This window comes from Mesorhizobium oxytropidicola (assembly GCF_056174625.1).
The window spans coordinates 6,737,277-6,754,684 of sequence record NZ_CM149692.1; the positions used below are offsets into that span (position 1 = coordinate 6,737,277).

A 17,408-nucleotide genomic window follows, 5' to 3' on the forward strand; every position below is an offset into this window, starting at 1 on the left:
TTTCGATCGAACTAGACGCCGGCCTTGAGGTCGGCGACGGATTTGCCGCCGACGCGCTGATGCACGCGCGGACCCGATGCGACGGCGACGCAGATCAAAAGCTCGTCCGGGCGCGGCGCATCCGGCACGGAAAAGGTGACGGCGTCATAGTGGGAACGGATGTAGAGCTCGTCCTTGTGGGCGAGCGGAATGTCGATGGTCGTGCCAGCGACAGCGACCTTGCTGACCGACGAGATCCAGGCCTTGCCGCCGCCCACCTGCTGGCGCAGCGGATCTCCGAATACCGTGGTTATGCAAGCGACGACATGTTCCTGTTCGCCTGATGTGCCCGCGATGCCGCCCTTGCCATAGCTTTCGACCGGCCTGTTGCCGAGCAGCGCCACGGCTCTCTCGCCGAGAGCATGACCGATCGCAGCACTCGGATTGGTCAGATCGGACAGTTCGGCGACGAACTTTCCGGCGAAGGGATTGCGTATGACAACGCCAGTCGCGACTTTGACGAGGGTTTCGCCAGGCGTGCCGCCGTCATGCCGGCTTTCCTGGACCGAGGAGTACCATCCCCTGACATCATAATCTCTTTCGACTTCACTGGAATAGTTCATCTTTATCTCCTGAAGGGCGCGCGCTGTTTCCGCACGCACCGATTAATTCGTTGGCCGGCTTGCCGACACTACTGCGGCCATGAGTAGACACGGCGCAGCGGGTCGTAGCGGGCAGCTTCGAGTGCGGCCGGCGTGAACATGTTTCCCTTCGAGAGCGAGCGGTTCGCCGCATAGTCGCCGGACAGGGCCTGGCAGCGATCCGTGATCGGGCGAATGCGCGTCTCCCACGCGACGAGCGCGTCCTCGACCGAAAAGCCTTCCTCCAGGTTCTGCGACAGGCTGAAGGCGTTGACCATCGCGCAACCGGCGCCCTGGGCAAGAGCCGGGCACATTGCGTGCGCGGCATCTCCCACAAGGGCGACCTTGCCTCTTGTCCAGCTATCCAGCTTGGTCGTTTCGTACTTGTCGTACCGGGCGGTTTTCAGCTTGGCTGCTTCGATCAGGCACGGTTCCAGGAAAGGAAACATCTCGACCCAAACTTCGAGGTCGATCGGAACGCTCGAGCCGCGAGGATCGGCGGCCGGAGCCATCAAGCCGAGATAGAGCTCATTCTCATTGCAGGGCGAGTAGAGAATGCGCTGGACGCGCGGCCAGAAGTTCCACATGTCGATGGTATTGTCCCACTCGCCATGACCGAGATCTTTCTTCATGCGCGGGACAATCAATCGGATGAGACCATCCTTCGAAACCCATCGATCCTGTTTGAAACCGATGGAATCCCTGACCTTGGAGCCAACGCCATCGGCGCCGACGATCAGGTCGGCTTCGAGGACCTCGCCGTTCTGAAGCGTCAGGCGGCCTTCCGGATCGGCGGCGACCGCCTCGGAATTGACGCTTATGTCGACACCAAGCGCACGGGCGCGGTTGACCAGGGCATCGTGCAGGTGGCTGCGGGTCATGATGCGCCAGGGGAGACCGTTGAACGTCTCCTTGGAAACCGACTTGTTGTGCATCCAAGTCTCGTAGGTCGGAGGCGTGTGTGAGCCCTGGAGAACATCGTCCAGGGCGCCCAGTCCTTCGAGCACGCGAAGGCCATTGTGCCAGAGATAGATGCCCGCGCCGAATGCCCGCAGCTCCGAGCTCTTTTCATGCAGCCTGACGTCCCAACCGTTCTGCTTGAGAGCGATGGCGGCCGTCAGGCCGGCAAAGCCGCCGCCGGCGACCTCGGCGCGACGCGTCTTGCCCGGAGTTTTGTTTACGTTGGCCATTTTCTATCCTGATGCTGCGTACAAGAAGACGGCGCTTGGCCGTCAGGCGTCTATGAAGTTGGTGATGGCTTTCAGCGTGATCTCGGGAGAGACCTCGTTGACGTAGTGGTCGGCGCCCGGAACGACGACGACAGGCAGATCGGGCCGCAGCCGGCTTGTCTTCGCCAGCGCCGCCGCCGAGACCAATTTGCTCGTCTCGCCCCGCACGATGAGGACGGGCTTCGTCACGTCCCGGTAGGCGGGCACCAGGTCCGCTCGCAGGCCCCTGGCGGTCTGCGCCATGGCCGCGGGCGGGGCCAGTGGGCGCAATCCGCCATCGACCGACTGATAGCCGCTCTCAGCCCTGATCCTGATGGCGTTGGCGGGAATGTTCGGATAGCGGCCAGCGAGGTATGCCTCGACAGCCCTGACATCCTCGAAAAGCTGGCTGCCTGCGTTCACCCGCGCTTCCAGCGCGTCCAACGCTTCGGTCTCGATGTACGGCGTGAAGTCGATTGCGACGACCGACCGCACCAAATCCGAATATTTGGCCGCGGCCGTGACCGAATTCCTGGCACCGAGCGAATGTCCGACGAGGACGGCAGGACCGCGATCGAGCGTGCGTATCAGGCCGGCGATGTCGGCGGCGTAGTCATTCGCCTCGTAGCCGGCCTCCGGCTTGTCGCTACGGCCATGCCCCCTCTGGTCGACCGCAATCGTCGTAAAGCGATCCGAGAGCCGAGCCATCAACGGCTCGAAGACGGCGGAGTTGGAGGTGATGCCGTGGAAGAACAGCATCAATGGGCCGTTGCCTATTTCGCGCACGTTCAAGGTGATGTGGCCAATGTCGATGCGTCGCGAGATGATGTGGCCGGAAGGTGTGTCCGCCGCCATGTCCATGATCCTCGCCTCCGCTGCTCGTCTCCTGCAAAAGGATCATACAGACCGGGGTGGCGTCAAGCAGATTGTCTGACATTCTTGCAATCTTCAGATTTGACAATCAGGCTATCCTGCTGTCAAATTTCAACGGCGTGGCGTATGCTGCTTCAGCTTGCGACTCAAAAGCCCATGAGACGTTATCGATGCCCCCAGATTTGAATTTGCGAATTTCGCCTCGGACCGTGCAACGGGAGACCGTCGACAAGTTACGGCTCGCGATCTTCTCCGGGCTGTTCCAGCCGGGAAGCCGCCTCATCGAAAGTCAACTGTGCACACAACTGGGCATCAGCCGCCCCTCGCTACGTGAGGCTTTGCGCAGTCTTGAGGCCGAGCGCCTGATCGAGATCGTCCCTAACCGCGGGCCGTCGGTACCGGCACTTTCGTGGGAGGTGGCAACCGCCATCTACGAGGTTCGAGAGTTGTTGGAGGTCGAGGCGGCGGGACGATGCGCGTTGAGGATTTCGCCTGAGCAGTTGCGTGAACTTGAGAAATCTCTTTCCGCATTCGAAGAGGCGGCATCCAGCAATGACAGCCTGGCGCAGGTCATGACCGCCGCGGACTTCTATTCGATCATATTGGCGAATTGCGGGAATCCGATCCTGGAGGAAGTCCATCGCGGTCTTGTGGCCCGGATCAGCTTCTTTCGAGGACGATCGATGTCCTTGGAGGGCAGAGCACAAAGCAGCCTGGCGGAGATGAGGGAGATCTTCGAATCCATCGCCGCCGGCGACGAGAAGGCCGCCCGCAAAGCCTCCAAACAGCACGTCCTGAGGGCGAAAGCGGCGGCGAAGATATCCATGGACAACGGAATTTGAACTCTTCGATGGACTGTCGTTCCGTCTGAAGTCTCGAAGTCTTTCATGACGTTTCGGATCGGCCGAACGCAGATCGGTGCGCGGCTCTTCACCGTGTCGGTGTCAGAGGTGCCGGCTGTCGAATCCAGCAGTGGCAGATGGAGTGATGATGGCCAGGGCCAATGTCGAGCGCAAACCGAATTGCGATATCGTCATCGTCGGCGGCGGGTCGGCCGGGACGTTGCTTGCAGCGCGACTGAGTGAAGATCCGGACAGTCGCGTTCTGCTGATCGAGGCAGGCGAAGAGGCGACGGATCCCGACATCTGGAACCCCGCTGCGTGGCCGGCACTTCAGGGCCGCAGCTACGATTGGGACTATCGCACGCAGCCGCAAGCCGGCACTGCGGGCCGGGTGCATCATTGGGCGCGCGGGCGGTTGATCGGCGGCTCGAGCTGCCTGCACGCGATGGGCTACATGCGCGGTCATCCCTCCGACTTCCAGGCCTGGGTCGACGCGACCGGGGATCGTCGATGGGGTTGGGATGAACTGCTGCCGGTTTTCCAGGCCATCGAAGACCACCCGCTTGGTGGCGACGGTATTCACGGCAAAAGCGGGCCGTTGCCGATCCATCTGCCGGCGGACGAAGTCAGTCCGGTTGCTCGTGCCTTCATCGAGGCAGGCGCATCATTGGGCCTGCCTCGCCTTGCGGGCCACAACAGCGGAGAGATGATCGGCGTTACCCCGAACTCCTTGAACATTCGCGACGGGCGGCGGGTCACGGCGGCTGACGCCTGGCTCACCGGGACGGTTCGAGAGCGCAAAAACCTGACCATCCTTACCGGATCCCGGGTGCGGCGCCTCAATCTCAGGGGCAATCAGGTCCGCAGCCTCGAGGTCGCAGGGCGACAGGGGTCGGTTGAAATCTTTGCGGACCAAATTGTCCTTTGTGCCGGAGCGCTGGAAAGTCCGGCTTTGCTGATGCGTTCTGGCATCGGCCCGTACGATGTGCTCGATGCAGCGGGCGTTGGCTGCTTAATCGATATGCCTGGAATCGGTCGAAACCTTCAGGACCACCTGCTTGGTGCCGGCAACCTTTATGCGGCCCGCAAGCCGGTGCCGCCATCGCGCCTCCAACATTCGGAATCGATGGCCTATATACGCGCTGATAACTTCACCGCTGCCGGGCGGCCAGAAATAGTCGTTGGCTGCGGCATCGCGCCGATCGTGTCCGAATGCTTCCAGGCGCCTGCCGCCGGCACGGCCTACTCGCTGCTGTTCGGCATCACCCACCCAACGAGCCGCGGCAGCGTGCGCATAAGTGGGCCTGAACTCGGCGATCCCCTGATCATCGACCCGGCATACCTGCAAACAGGCCGCGACCGTGCGCTGTTTCGCCAAGCCCTCGAGGCGGCACGGACAATCGGGCATAGCGATGAACTCGCCGGCTGGCGAGAGCGCGAACTCCTGCCAGGCACGCTGAACAGTGCGGCCGAGATGGACGACTTCATCGCGCGGTCGGTCATCACGCATCATCATCCCTGCGGGACTTGCAGGATGGGTAAGGATCCGGACGCCGTCGTCGATGCAAATCTACGGCTCAAGGCGCTCGACAATCTTTTTGTCGTGGACGCGTCGATCATGCCCAACCTCACCGCGGGACCGATTCATGCCGCGGTGCTCGCGATCGCCGAGACCTTCGCCCGACGGCACCGGGAAATCCTGCAATCCTGACCCGAAGGGCTGGTATTCTTGACCAGTCCACTCGTCGATGGATTCTTCGCTCTTGCGCGGACGACCCCAACAAGGGCCAGAATTTCGGAGCCATTGCGCGGTTAGTTTTTGCTTGTGAACATGCTGGCGGATTGTAGCTTGTCCATGAGCCGGTCCGACAAAAGGTGGTGCGCGAGATGATCGACATCCAAATTCCCATGGATGCGCCGTGCCCCTGAAAGCAGCCGCTCATATCGAGGCCATGTCTGCCTTCGCCCTTGCGAATTTCGGCGGCTATGACCGGCCAACCCTTGCTCAGAACGAGAGCGCCTTTCCGCCCAGCCCCAAGGCGATCGCCGCTGGCCAGGACGCGGTTGCCCGCAGCCATCTGTATCCCGACCCGGACTGGACGGCACTGCGCGAGGCGCTCGCGCAGGCCTATGGGGTCGAGCGCAGCCTGATCTTGTGCGGAGCCGGTTCGATGGACCTGATCAGTTGCACAGTCGCGGCGTTTGCCGGACCGGGCGATGAGGTGCTGGGCACCGCCTATGCCTATAATTTCGCCGCATCCGCCGCCGCGCGCGTTGGTGCGGTCTACGTCAAGGCAGAAGAGCACGATTTCACCGTTTCGATCGACAGCATCCTGGCCGCTGTCACGCCAGCAACGCGTATCGTTTTCGTCTGCAATCCGGGCAATCCGACCGGCACCCGTATCGGCAACAGCGAACTGCTGCGGCTGCGCGCGGCGTTGCGGCCGGACGTGCTGCTGGTGATCGATCAGGCCTATGGTGAATTCGACGACCAGGACCCCGGGCCGATCTTCGCACTTGTCCCGCGCGGCGACACCGTGGTGTTGCGCACCCTCTCCAAAGCCTATGGCCTGGCCGGTGCACGCGTCGGCTGGGGCTTGTTTGCGCCTTCGGTCGGGGCGCAAGTGCGCAAGATGCAGAATTCGAACCAGGTCACGACGCCGAGCCTCGCAATGGCCGTCGCGGCCGTGGAGGACCAGGCCTATATGCGCGAAACGGTGGCCCGCACGGCCGCAATCCGCGATCGGTTTGCGCACAATCTGCGATCTGCCGGATACCATGTTCCCGAAAGCCGGACGAATTTCGTGCTGATGCGCTTCTCCAGCGCAGCCGCCGCGGAGGCGGCCGAGAGAAGCTTGCGCGGCGCCGATATCATCGTGCGGAGCCTGGGTGGCTACGGCCTCACCGACTGTTTGCGCGCGACGGTTGGCCCGCAAGAGATGATGGACCGGGCGCTGCGTATATTGGTCGACATGCGCGGTGACTAGAGCCGGCGACCGCATCTTTTGCGACTGCATCCTGGGGAGATTTGAGAGATGCCATACCTGCCCGTCCGTGACTTCATCGGCTATGGCGACAAGCCGCCTTCAGCCCAGTGGCCAGGCGGCGCCAAGCTGGCACTCAACATCGTCATCAACTATGAGGAAGGCGCCGAATACAGCATCGGCGAGGGCGACGGCGTCTCCGAGGCGATCCTGTCGGACCTTGCCGTGTCGCCGGCGGTGCCTGGCCTGCGCAACCGCAACATGGAATCGCTTTACGAATACGGTTCACGCGTCGGCGTCTGGCGGCTGGCCTCGCTCTTCCAGGATAAAGGCGTCATTCCGACGTTCTACGTTGTCGGGCGCGCGCTGGAGCTCAACCCGGCCGCCGGCAAGGCGATTGCCGAACTCGGCAGCGATATCGTCTGCCATGGCTGGCGCTGGATCGACTACGCGCCGCTGAGCGAGGCGGAGGAGCGCCAGCACATCGCGATGACCGTCGACACGGTGCAGCAGATCACCGGCATCCGCCCGCTCGGCTGGTACACCGGCCGGCCAAGTCTCAACACGCGCCGGCTGGTGGCGGAGCATGGCGGCTTCCTGTTCGACTGCGACGACTACAATGACGACCTGCCCTATTTCGTCGACGTCGATGACAAGCGGCACCTGGTCGTGCCGCACAGTTTCGACAACAATGACAGCCGGTTCTCGCGCGGCTCCGGCCTGGAGACCGGCAGCCAATTCTTCGAATATGTCAGCGATGGCGTGGACTGGCTGCTGGCCGAAGGCGGGCGCACGCCGCGCATGATGACCGTGTCGCTGCACTGCCGGCTGGCCGCCCGGCCGGGCCGGATGATCGGGCTGACCCGCTTCCTCGACAAGATCAAGGCCAATCCGGACATCTGGATCTGCCGCCGCTCCGACCTTGCCCAACATTGGCTGGATCGGTTCGGCGGCTGAGGCGATATCCGACTGCATTGTTTTCCTAAGGGAAACCGCTTCGCACTTTTCCTGGAATTGCTCCGGCCGCCGGCGACCCTACTTGTTCGGAACTTCGTAGACCTTGCCACGCCAGGGTGCCGCATCGATCTGGTCGAGCGCCATGACGTAGAGCACCTTCTCATCCGGTCCGAAGGCGAAGTTCGGCATGGATGGCGACGGCACCGAAAGCGTGCGCAGCAGCTTCGCATCCTTGTCGACGACGATGATCTTGCCTGGCGCATCGAGCGAGCGCGGGCTCTGGCCGATATACATCTCGCCGGCCTTGTCCATCTTGATGCCGTCAGGCCAGATATGCGGCTGGTTCGAGAACAGATCGTCGAGGCGCAGGAAGACGCGGCGGTTCAACAGGCTGTGGTCGGGCTGGACGTCGAACTCGATGATCCTGTTATCCTCGGTCTCGACCAGGTACAGGATTTTCCCGTCGTTCGACATGACGAGGCCATTGGCATTGTGCAGGTCGCCGGCGACCTTCCTCACGCTGCCGTCCTTGCCGATGTAATAGGCCGAAGCATCGATCAACGGCCCGCCCTTGCCAGAGCCGGTGAAATAAATGCCGCCATCCTTGTCGGGCGCGAAGTCATTCGGTCCGCTGAACGGCTTGCCGTCGGTGTCCTTGTCATAGGCCGGCAGCGTCTTGCCGTCGGCGGAGATGCGGCCGATCGAGTTGCTGTCGTAGCAGGTGACAAGGAACTCGCCAGTGGTCGTCGGCAACACCGCCGAAGGGCCACAACCGTCCATCTTCCAGAAGATTTCATTCTTCTTGCCGTCCCACACGGTCACCGTGCCGCGGCCATATTCGACGTAGAAGAGCTTGTCCTGATACCAGATCGGACCTTCGGCGAACCACGCGTCTTGATTGATGACCTTGACGTCTCCCGCATGCGCGGAGGATGTGAGGGCCAGGGCAAACAGGGTGCCCAGCAGATGCTTTTTTAACATGCGATTCCCCTTTGTTTTCTAGTGGTCGAAATCTTCCTCATTCAGCTTCGCCGGCGTCTCCGGCCGGCTACGGTTTTTTCGTCGGTTGGCTCCCCGGATGGACGGATGGCCGAGCTTCTACGAGCGCAGCCGCTTGCCCTCGGGATCGAAGGGCGGATGCGGCAGCAGGATCGCCTCATGCGGCCTTCCCAATATGGCGACCGAGACCTTGTCGCCGGCCCTGGCGGAGCCCGCCTTGACATAGCCGAGCGCCAGGGACTGCTCGACGAAATAGCCGTAGGCGCCTGAAGAGACCTGGCCGATCGGCGTACCGTCGGCGAGGAAGATCGGCTCGCCGCCGGTCGCATCGGCATCCCTGGCGTCGATCGACAGCATGATGAGTTCATCGCGGGCCGGTTTTTCAGCGATGGCGGCATAGGCGTCGCGGTTGAGGAACGCGCCCTTGTCCATTTTGACAAGGCCATCGAACTTGACCTCCTGCGGCCAATATTCGGCGAGTATTCGCGGCTCCAGCTACCATAGCCCTTTTCGACCCGCAGCGACATCAGCGCGCGCGATCCGACCGGTCCGGCGCCGACTTCGTTGCCGGCCTTGAGCAGCGCGTCGTAGAGCTCGACCTGGTCGGCGGCCTTGCAATGCAGTTCCCAGCCAAGGTCGCCCGTGAAGGACACCCTGAGCGCCACCACATCGATACCGGCGACGGTGATCCGGCGCGACTGCATGAAGGGGAATGCCTCGTTCGACAGATCCTCATTGGTCAGGCGCTGCAACAGGCCGCGCGAACTCGGTCCGGCCACGTTGAAGCCGCAGAGGTCCTCGGTTCGCGAGCGGAAGGTCGTGCCCTCGGGCAATGGGACGGCCTTGAAGAACCTTTGGTGGAAGCGCTCGGCCATGCCGGAGCCGATGACCATGAATTCGTCGTCGGCGAGCCTGGTCACGGTGAAGTCGCCGGCAATGCCGCCGCGTTTGCCGATCAGTGGCGTCAGGCAGGAGCGGCCGATTTTTGCCGGCATGCGGTTGGCGAACAGCGCATTGAGCCAGGCCTCGGCGCCAGTACCCTTGACCTCGTATTTGGCGAAATTGGAGATGTCGATGATGCCGGCGCGTTCGCGCAGCATGCGCGCCTCGCGGCCCACCGGTCCCCACCAGTTCTGGCGGGTGAAGCCGATCGTTTCCTCGCGCGGCTCGCCCTCGGCGGCGAACCACAACGGGTGCTCCCAACCGAAATTGAGGCCGAAGACGGCGCCGATCTGCTTCTGCATTTCATAGGCGGGCCGGGTCCGTACCGGTCGCCCGGCAGCGCGTTCCTCGTTGGGGAAATGGATCTTGAAGCGATGGCTGTACTGGTCCTGGACGCGGGCCTTGGTGAAGGCCTTGCCGGCCCAGTGGCCGAAGCGCGCCATGTCCCAGGCGAACATGTCGAGCGAAGGCTCGCCCTCGATCATCCACTCGGCGGCCAGCTTGCCCATGCCGCCCGACTGCGAGAAGCCGGGAATGATGCCGTTGCAGCAGAAATAGTTGCTGAGTTCGGGCACCGGTCCGAACAGCACCGCGCTGTCGGGTGACCAGATCATCGGTCCGTTGATCACCTTCTTGACGCCGGCGGTGCCGACGGCCGGGACGCGCGCGATCGCGCGCAGCATGTTCTCCTCGATGCGGTCGAGATCATCGGGAAACAGTTCGTGGCCGAAATCCAGCGGCGTGCCGTCCTCGGCCCAGAATTTCATCTTGCGCTCGTAGGCGCCGATGAGCAGCCCGAGGCCTTCCTGGCGCAGATAATACTCGCCGTCGCGATCGGCGACCGAGGGCAAGCGGCGGCCCATGGCGGCGATTTCCGGAATGGTCTCGGTAACGAAATACTGGTGCTCGGTCGGGATCAGCGGCAGTTGCAGGCCAGCCATCGCGGCGACCTCCCTGCCCCACAGGCCGGCGGCGTTGACCACCCATTGCGTGTGGATGTCGCCCTTCGGCGTGCGCACGATCCAGCTGCCGTCGGGTTGCGCCTCGGTGGCGGTGACCGGCGTGAAGCGATGGATCTCGGCGCCGCGCTGGCGCGCGCCGGCGGCGTAGGCAGCGGTGACGCCGGACGGATCGACATTGCCGCCTTCCGGCTCATACATGATGCAGCGTATGCCGTCGAAGTCGACCAGCGGGTGCAGCCGCTCCGCCTCGTCACGGGCGACTTCGTAGAAATTCATCTTGTAGCGCCGCGCCTTGGCTTCCTGGAGCCGCAGCTGATGCTCGCGCGCCTCGGTCTGGGCGAGATAGAGCGAGCCCGGCTGAAAGATGCCGCAGCCCTGGCCGGTCTCGGCCTCCAGCTCCTTGTAGAGCGCCATGGTGTAGTGCTGCAGGCGGCTGATGTTGGTGGAATCATGCAAGCCGTGGATGTTGGCCGCCGCATGCCAGGTGGAACCGGAGGTCAGTTCGCTGCGCTCCAGCAGCACGACATCCGTCCAGCCGAACTTGGCAAGGTGATAGAGGATCGAGCAGCCGATCAGACCGCCGCCGATGACAACGGCTTGTGCATGGGTACGCATGTTTCTTCCCTTTGTTCGGCGACTTTATCCCTGCGTTTGATTCAATCGCAGTCGCCCGGCGAGGTCAGGGGCGCAACATGCGCCCCTGAGATATTTGCAATGACCGGCCCGGCTTATGCCTTGTCTAGCCAGACCTTATCGAGCTGCAGTTCGAATGTCTGATGCATGCCGAGGTTCCTCACATAGGTCGCGTGGTGCCGGTAGAGCGAACGCCAGAACGCCTGGACGAGGATACCGGAGTCCTGCAGCATGAGCTCGACGTCCTTCATCAGTTCCTTGCGCTTGTCGACGTCGGCTACGGCGAGCGCCGCGTTGAGCTTCTTGTCGAATTCCGGATTGGCGTAGCCTGACTCGTTCCAGGCCTCACCGCTGCGATAGGCGATCGCCAGCACCTGGACGCCGAGCGGCCGCATGCCCCAGTCGGTGGTCGACCACGGATACTTCGTCCAGTCGTTCCAGAACGACGAGCCCGGAATGATGGTGCGCTTGACCTTGAAACCGGCCTCGCGCATCTGCGCGGCGACGACGTCGGCCGGGTCCTTCACATAGTCCGCATCGTAGGAGATCAGCTCGAACTCGTGATCCGTCTGGCCGGCCTCGGCCATCAGCGCCTTGGCCTTGGCGAGATCGCGCGGCACTTTCGGCAGCGCATAATATTCCGGATGGATCGGGCAGACATGGTGGTTTTCCGCGACCTGTCCAAGGCCGCTGTAGCCGAGCTTCAGCACCGTCTCGTTGTCGACCGCGAGCTGGATGGCGTTGCGCACGCGTTTGTCGTCATACGGCTTGTTGGTCACGTTGGTGCGCAGCACGATGGTGCCGGCGGTGACCACCTGCTCCTTGACCAGGCCCATGCCGTCATAGAGATCGACCGTGCCGCCCACGGTCTGATAGTTGCAGTCGATCTCACCGGCCTCGAAGGCGCTGCCGATGGCGGGGTTGGAGGCGTCCGATCCGTAGTCGGTCCAGTCGACGCCATCGAGATAGGGCTCGCCACCGAACCAGGTGAAGTCCTTGCGCCGCCGCACTGAGGCCGACTCGCCGACCTTGTACGAGATCAGCTCATAGGGACCGGTGCCGGGCGTCTTGAGCATGTCGGCGCCGTTCTTGTCGAAGTCGCGATGGACGATGACCGCCGGATAATCGGAAAAGCCCGGAATGATGGTGACGTCGGACTGATGGCATTTCAGCTTCACCGTGTGGTCGTCGACCTTGGTGATGGCGCCGGCTGCGGCTTTCTTGGTGGCGGGATCGATCAGGGAGCTCATGCGCCCGGCCATCGAATTGCCTTCGGCCGCCTTGTCGCACCAGCGCTCGATGTTATGGACGATGTCGTCGGCGTTGAAGTCGTCGCCGTTCGACCACTTCACGCCCTTGCGCAGATGCAGCGTGTACTCGGTGGCGTCGTCGCTGACTTCCCAGCTCTCGATGAGATGGCCCTCGAAGGTGAAGTCGGTGGTGTAGCGGATCATGTAGTCGTTGCACTGGCGCATGACGTTGGCGATCTCGGACCAATCCCAGGAGCGCGGATCCTTCATGTCCTTGATGATCATCTGCATCTTGAGGATGCCGCCCTTCTTGCCGGGCACGATCGCCGCGGCCTTGGCCGGTTCGATGCCGGCCATCGAATAGGCGAATGCCGTGGAAGCGCCCATCGCGCTTGCCATGGCCAGGAATTCGCGGCGATCCATCCTGCCGCTTTTGACTTCGGCTGCGTAGCTTTCGATGACCGCCGGGACGCGATCACCGTTGCTCTTGAACATTGTCATCGTTGTTCTCCGGTTCAGGGCTTTCCGCCCGTTACATTCCCCTTGCGATATCCATGTTAGGGGCGATGCAAAAATCCCGGAAGGGCTCAGGCCCTGAAGAACCGCCAAAAACCGGCCCTCAAGACCTAAAAAAACGATGCCATTGGCGTGTCAATTTTTTGAGCGCGAGCTTGCCACCCGCTTGCGGATCACTGTCAAGCGCCGTCTTCCCGCGCGCGTGACAGGATCCATTCCCGCACGATGCGAGCGATGTTGCCTTTCGAGAGCTGGCTCTCGGTGAGGTAGTAATTCCAGGGGCTTGGCGGCCGAACCGGAAAGGGTTCGACGAGCAGCCCGCGACGCAGATAGGCGTGGGCAAGCGACCGCTGGGTGGCGACCAGTCCGGCCCCCATGGCAGCGAGTTCGAGCGCGATGTTGGAAGCGTTCGTCGACAGCCCCTTGTCGTGCTCGTCCATGTCGAGGCCAAGCGCCGTCGTGACGACCTGCCAGTATTCCTGACGGCCATGCACGAAGATCCAATCCACCTTGAGAATATCGCGCGGCGTCTTCAGCGCGTGTTCGCCATCCAGCAGTGCCGGAGCGCAGAGCAACAACAGCTCGTCGTTCCAAAGCGGGATGCCCGCGGGCGGGCGGTCGTCGAAACGCCGCGTCGAAATCGTGATGTCGGCGATCTGTTCGCTGATGTCCTCCCAGATCGTGCCGTGCAGCACGATCTCGATCTCGGGATGTTTCTTGCGAAACGCCGCCATGCAGCCGGCCAGCCAGTTCTCCGCCAGGCTCATCGGGCAGGAGACGACCACGGTGCGGTTGCGCGAAGACGTCACGATCGCCTCCGTCGCCTGGTCGATCTGATCGAGGGCCTGGCGCAAGGTCGGCAGGAAGGACTCGCCCATTTCGGTGAGCTTGAGGCTGCGCGGATAACGGATGAACAATTGCCGTCCGATGTATTGTTCGAGCGCACGGACATGCGTGCTGACCGCGGCCTGCGTGTATCCGAGTTCGTTGGCGGCGGCGGTGAAGGAGAGATGCCGAGCCGAACTCTCAAAAGACCTGATATAGTTCAACGGGGGTGGCGGCTTCATCGCTCTCTCCTGCAAGATGCAGGGATAGCTATCGCACAGACCGGCCGGCGTTCAATCATGGCTGATCGCAAGACGTGAATTTTTTTGGCCAATGCCGCTGAACTAATTGCGTGAAAGCACGATGAACCCAAATTAATGATGTCGTGACGCAAAGGGGAGTGATGCAAGTGGCTGTGCCGTCGCATCGGCGTGAAGGGCCTGACGCAAGTACCAGCGTTGCCGTTCGCCTGGCCGATTTCGTGTTACGGCGGCCGGCGGCCGCATTCCCCGCCCCTGTCCTCGAGCAGGCACGCTATCTCCTGCTCGACACAATCGGCATTGCCATTGCCGCCGGTCCGATGGAAGCGGGCCGGATTGCCCGCGACACCGCCGCACTTCTCTACGGCTCGACCGACCCGCGGCATTCGGCACGCATGCTTTTCGATGGCCGCCGTACCAGCATCGCTGGAGCCGCTTATGCGGCCGCGACACAGATCGACAATCTCGACGGCCATGACGGATACAGCCCGACCAAGGGTCATATCGGCGTCGCCGTCGTGCCGGCGCTGGCAGCGCTTGCCGAGGCACGCCCTGACCTTGGCGGACCGGAAGCACTGGCGGCCCTGGTCGTCGGCTACGAAATTGCCGGCCGGGCGGGCATCGCACTGCACGCGACCGTGTCGGACTACCATACATCGGGCGCCTGGAATGCGCTGGGCGTGGTTGCGGTGGCGGCGAGGTTGCGGCGGCTCAGCGACGATCAGCTGCGACAGGCGCTTGGCATTGCCGAATATCACGGCCCGCGCAGCCAGATGATGCGCGAGATCGCGAACCCGACGATGCTGCATGACGGCTCGGGCATCGGCACGCTGGTCGGCCTGTCCGCCGCCGTGCTCGCCGAACGCGGCTTTACCGGCGCGCCGGCAATCACGGTCGAGCAGCCCGAGGTCGCGCCGCATTGGCAGGATCTCGGCGCCTTCTGGCAGGTGCTGCACCAGTATGTGAAGCCGTACCCGATCTGCCGCTGGGCGCATGCCGCGATCGACGCGACGCGCGGGCTCTGCCATGCGCATCATCTCGCGCCCGCCGATATCAGCCACGTTGAGGTGAACAGCTTCCACTACGCCGCAACGCTGTTCGACGGCATGCCGGACACGACCTCGAAGGCGCAGTACAGCCTGCGCTTCGCCGTCGCGACCTTTATCGTCCATGGCCGCATCGGACTGGAGCACATTTCCGGCAGCGGGCTGGAGGATGTTGCCGTGGCGGATATGCTGAGCCGCATCACCGTCGTGGAATCGGAGCGCCACAGTGCCCGCTTTCCGGCGGGCCGCTGGGCCGACGTGACGATCACGACATCAGATGGGCGGATCCTCGCTTCGGGTGACGTCCATGCGCGCGGCGGACCGGAGGCGCCGCTGACGCAAGCTGAAATCGAGGCCAAGTACATGGAATTCGCCGCGCCGGTGCTCGGACAAGGCCGCGCCGAGGCGATCCGCGATGCGGTGCTGTCGCTCAGCAACCGCGACAGCCTCTTCTGCGACCTCTCTGCCTTGCTCTACGATCCTCCGGTGATCACCAGGATGCTGCAACGGCCAGCGTGGTAGCGGCCGGACGGCAATAGCGACGGTCACACACGGCACCGAACACGATCACGCACAGAGGACACGCATGACCCGCCCGCAAGGAACCATCGCACCGATCCTGACGCCGTTCGCGGACGATGGCGGCATCGCTCGCGATCTCTTTGTGTCCCATGCCAAATGGGTGCTGGACCAAGGCGCGCATTTCCTGTCCCCGTTCGGCACCACCGGCGAGGCGCTGTCGCTCTCGCTCGGTGAGCGCATGCGGGCGCTGGAGTGGCTGATCGAAGCCGGCATTTCACCAGGCCGGCTGATGCCCGGCACCGGCGTCACCGCGCTTCCGGAAACCGTCGAACTGTCGGCGCACGCGGTCGGGCTCGGCTGCGCCGGCGTGATGGTGCTGCCGTCGTTCTTCTACACCGCCGCCGGCGATGACGGGCAGGCACGCTACTACAGCGAACTGATCGAGCGGGTCGCGAACCCGGCAATGAAGATGATCCTCTATCATATTCCGCAGAACTCCGGCGTGCCGGTGAGCCCGGCCTTGACCGCCCGGCTGAGCGCGGCGTTTCCCGACACCGTCGTTGCCTACAAGGATAGCGCCGGCGACTGGAACAACACGGCGGCGGTGATTGCCGCGGCGCCCAAGGTTGCGGTGTTCCCCAGCTCTGAAGCGCAACTGACCAAGGGCCTGGCCAACGGCGCGGCAGGCTGCATTTCGGCCACCGTCAACCTCAACGCCGCGGCCATCCGCTCGCTTTACGATCGTACGCTGGCCGGAGAGGACGTTACCGAAGCGGATGCGGCGATCAAGGCGTTCCGCAAGATCATCCAGGATGCCGGCCTGATCCCGGCAATGAAGGCCGTGCTGGCGGTGCGCTCCGGCGACCGACGCTGGCTGAACCTGCGTGCGCCGCACGAAAATGCGACGCTGGAGAACGGGCAAGCGCTGCTTGCCGCGCTGGGCAGTGCCGCCGATCATGTCGGCCACGGCTGAGGCCCGCGCCATGTCGGCCCGCCCAACCGTCATTCTGCACACCGACAAGCCGGCTGGCGCGTTGGCCGTGCTCGCGGAGACGCATCCGGGCCTCCCGGTCCACCCCTGCGATAGCTACGCTGCGCTTCCCGAGCTGATCGAGCGCGTGGTGGCGGAAGTGGTCTATTCCATCCGCTTCGATGGCACGCCGCGCTATCCGCGCCAGGCCCTCGTCGAAAGCCCGACCGTGAAATGGGTGTCCATCGGCGGCTCCGGCACGGATCATCTGGGACGCTGGGATCCGACGCGCGTTACGGTGACCAATTCCGCAGGCGTCGCCGCCGGCATGCTGGCGGAATATGCGCTCGGCGCCATGCTATCCTTTTCGCTCGACTTGCGCGGCTTCGAACGCCGCCAGCAGGCGCGGCAGTGGGGCGGCGGCCGCGTCGAACCGATCGAGGGCAAGACCGTGTTGATCATCGGCCTTGGCAAGACCGGCGAGGCCGTCGCCAGACGGGCGCAGGCGATGGGTATGCGCACGCTGGGCATCCGCGCGCGCCCCAAGCCAACGCCGTGCCTAGACGAGGTTCATGGTGTTGACGCGCTGCTGTCCCTCATCGGCCACGCCGATTTCATCGTCTGCTGCGTGCCTTTGCTGCCGACCACGCACGGCCTGCTCGGCAAAGCGGCCTTTGCCGCGATGAAGCCTTCGGCCGTGCTCATCGACATTTCGCGCGGCGGCGTCGTCGAGGAAGCAGCACTTCTGGCCGCGCTCGATGCCAAACAGATCAAGGGCGCGGCGCTGGATGTCTTTGCGACCGAGCCGCTGCCCGCCGAGCACCCGCTTTGGAGTTACGACAACGTCGCCATCACGCCGCATTGCGCGGCGGTCTATGACGGCTGGGACATCAAGTCGGTGCGCATGTTCACCGACAATCTGGCGCGCTACCGCCGCGGCGAGCCGTTGGAGAATGTGGTCAGTCCGGAGCGCGGCTATTGAAGGCCGGGAAGGAATAA

The 17,408-nt window shown here is 63.4% G+C and carries 13 protein-coding genes and 1 pseudogene; 7 read left to right on the plus strand and 7 right to left on the minus strand.

What is annotated here, in order from left to right; genetic code table 11:
• Positions 1-11: 11 nt before the first annotated feature.
• From AC0V8S_RS33540 to AC0V8S_RS33550, 3 genes are all read right to left on the minus strand, one after another.
• On the minus strand, positions 12-602 hold the full coding sequence (locus AC0V8S_RS33540) for an amino acid synthesis family protein (protein ID WP_010914328.1): 591 nt from the start codon (positions 600-602) through the stop codon (positions 12-14).
• 68 nt (positions 603-670) lie between these two features.
• Positions 671-1,810 (minus strand): FAD-dependent oxidoreductase, encoded by a 1,140-nt coding sequence (locus AC0V8S_RS33545; RefSeq protein WP_475435862.1) that lies wholly within the window; start codon positions 1,808-1,810, stop codon positions 671-673.
• Between the two features lie 42 nt (positions 1,811-1,852).
• On the minus strand, positions 1,853-2,689 hold the full coding sequence (locus AC0V8S_RS33550) for an alpha/beta fold hydrolase (RefSeq protein ID WP_475435864.1): 837 nt from the start codon (positions 2,687-2,689) through the stop codon (positions 1,853-1,855).
• A 65-nt stretch (positions 2,690-2,754) separates the two neighbouring features.
• Here AC0V8S_RS33550 and AC0V8S_RS33555 point away from each other — a divergent pair, with 65 nt between their 5' ends.
• From AC0V8S_RS33555 to AC0V8S_RS33570, 4 genes are all read left to right on the plus strand, one after another.
• Positions 2,755-3,543 (plus strand): GntR family transcriptional regulator, encoded by a 789-nt coding sequence (locus AC0V8S_RS33555; protein WP_244661543.1) that lies wholly within the window; start codon positions 2,755-2,757, stop codon positions 3,541-3,543.
• A gap of 148 nt (positions 3,544-3,691) precedes the next feature.
• Complete coding sequence (locus AC0V8S_RS33560) at positions 3,692-5,254, plus strand: GMC family oxidoreductase (protein WP_475435866.1); 1,563 nt, start codon at positions 3,692-3,694, stop codon at positions 5,252-5,254.
• Positions 5,255-5,462: 208 nt separating this feature from the next.
• Positions 5,463-6,530, plus strand: coding sequence for a pyridoxal phosphate-dependent aminotransferase (locus tag AC0V8S_RS33565; protein WP_475435868.1), 1,068 nt, complete (start codon positions 5,463-5,465; stop codon positions 6,528-6,530).
• 48 nt (positions 6,531-6,578) lie between these two features.
• Positions 6,579-7,484 (plus strand): allantoinase PuuE, encoded by a 906-nt coding sequence (locus tag AC0V8S_RS33570; protein WP_475435870.1) that lies wholly within the window; start codon positions 6,579-6,581, stop codon positions 7,482-7,484.
• Between the two features lie 78 nt (positions 7,485-7,562).
• On the opposite strand, the gene AC0V8S_RS33575 is transcribed toward AC0V8S_RS33570, so the two are convergent.
• The 4 genes and pseudogenes from AC0V8S_RS33575 to AC0V8S_RS33590 all read right to left on the minus strand — a co-directional run bounded on the left by AC0V8S_RS33575 (position 7,563) and on the right by AC0V8S_RS33590 (position 13,853).
• Complete coding sequence (locus tag AC0V8S_RS33575; protein ID WP_475435872.1) at positions 7,563-8,465, minus strand: SMP-30/gluconolactonase/LRE family protein; 903 nt, start codon at positions 8,463-8,465, stop codon at positions 7,563-7,565.
• 117 nt (positions 8,466-8,582) lie between these two features.
• Positions 8,583-11,002: pseudogene (locus AC0V8S_RS33580) on the minus strand (GcvT family protein).
• Positions 11,003-11,115: 113 nt separating this feature from the next.
• The gene (locus AC0V8S_RS33585) at positions 11,116-12,771 is read right to left on the minus strand and encodes an ABC transporter substrate-binding protein (RefSeq protein WP_475435874.1); all 1,656 of its coding nucleotides are present in this window, start codon (positions 12,769-12,771) and stop codon (positions 11,116-11,118) included.
• A 194-nt stretch (positions 12,772-12,965) separates the two neighbouring features.
• Positions 12,966-13,853, minus strand: coding sequence for a LysR substrate-binding domain-containing protein (locus AC0V8S_RS33590; protein WP_475435876.1), 888 nt, complete (start codon positions 13,851-13,853; stop codon positions 12,966-12,968).
• A gap of 167 nt (positions 13,854-14,020) precedes the next feature.
• On the opposite strand from AC0V8S_RS33590, the gene AC0V8S_RS33595 reads away from it, so the two are divergent.
• The 3 genes from AC0V8S_RS33595 (at position 14,021) to AC0V8S_RS33605 (ending at position 17,391) form a co-directional block, all read left to right on the plus strand.
• Entirely contained in the window at positions 14,021-15,439 is a 1,419-nt protein-coding gene (locus tag AC0V8S_RS33595) for an MmgE/PrpD family protein (RefSeq protein WP_475435878.1), read from the plus strand.
• Between the two features lie 64 nt (positions 15,440-15,503).
• Complete coding sequence (locus AC0V8S_RS33600; RefSeq protein WP_475435880.1) at positions 15,504-16,412, plus strand: dihydrodipicolinate synthase family protein; 909 nt, start codon at positions 15,504-15,506, stop codon at positions 16,410-16,412.
• Positions 16,369-17,391, plus strand: coding sequence for a D-2-hydroxyacid dehydrogenase (locus AC0V8S_RS33605; RefSeq protein WP_475435881.1), 1,023 nt, complete (start codon positions 16,369-16,371; stop codon positions 17,389-17,391). The genes AC0V8S_RS33600 and AC0V8S_RS33605 overlap by 44 nt, the downstream gene beginning before the upstream one ends.
• The last annotated feature ends 17 nt before the right edge of the window (positions 17,392-17,408 follow it).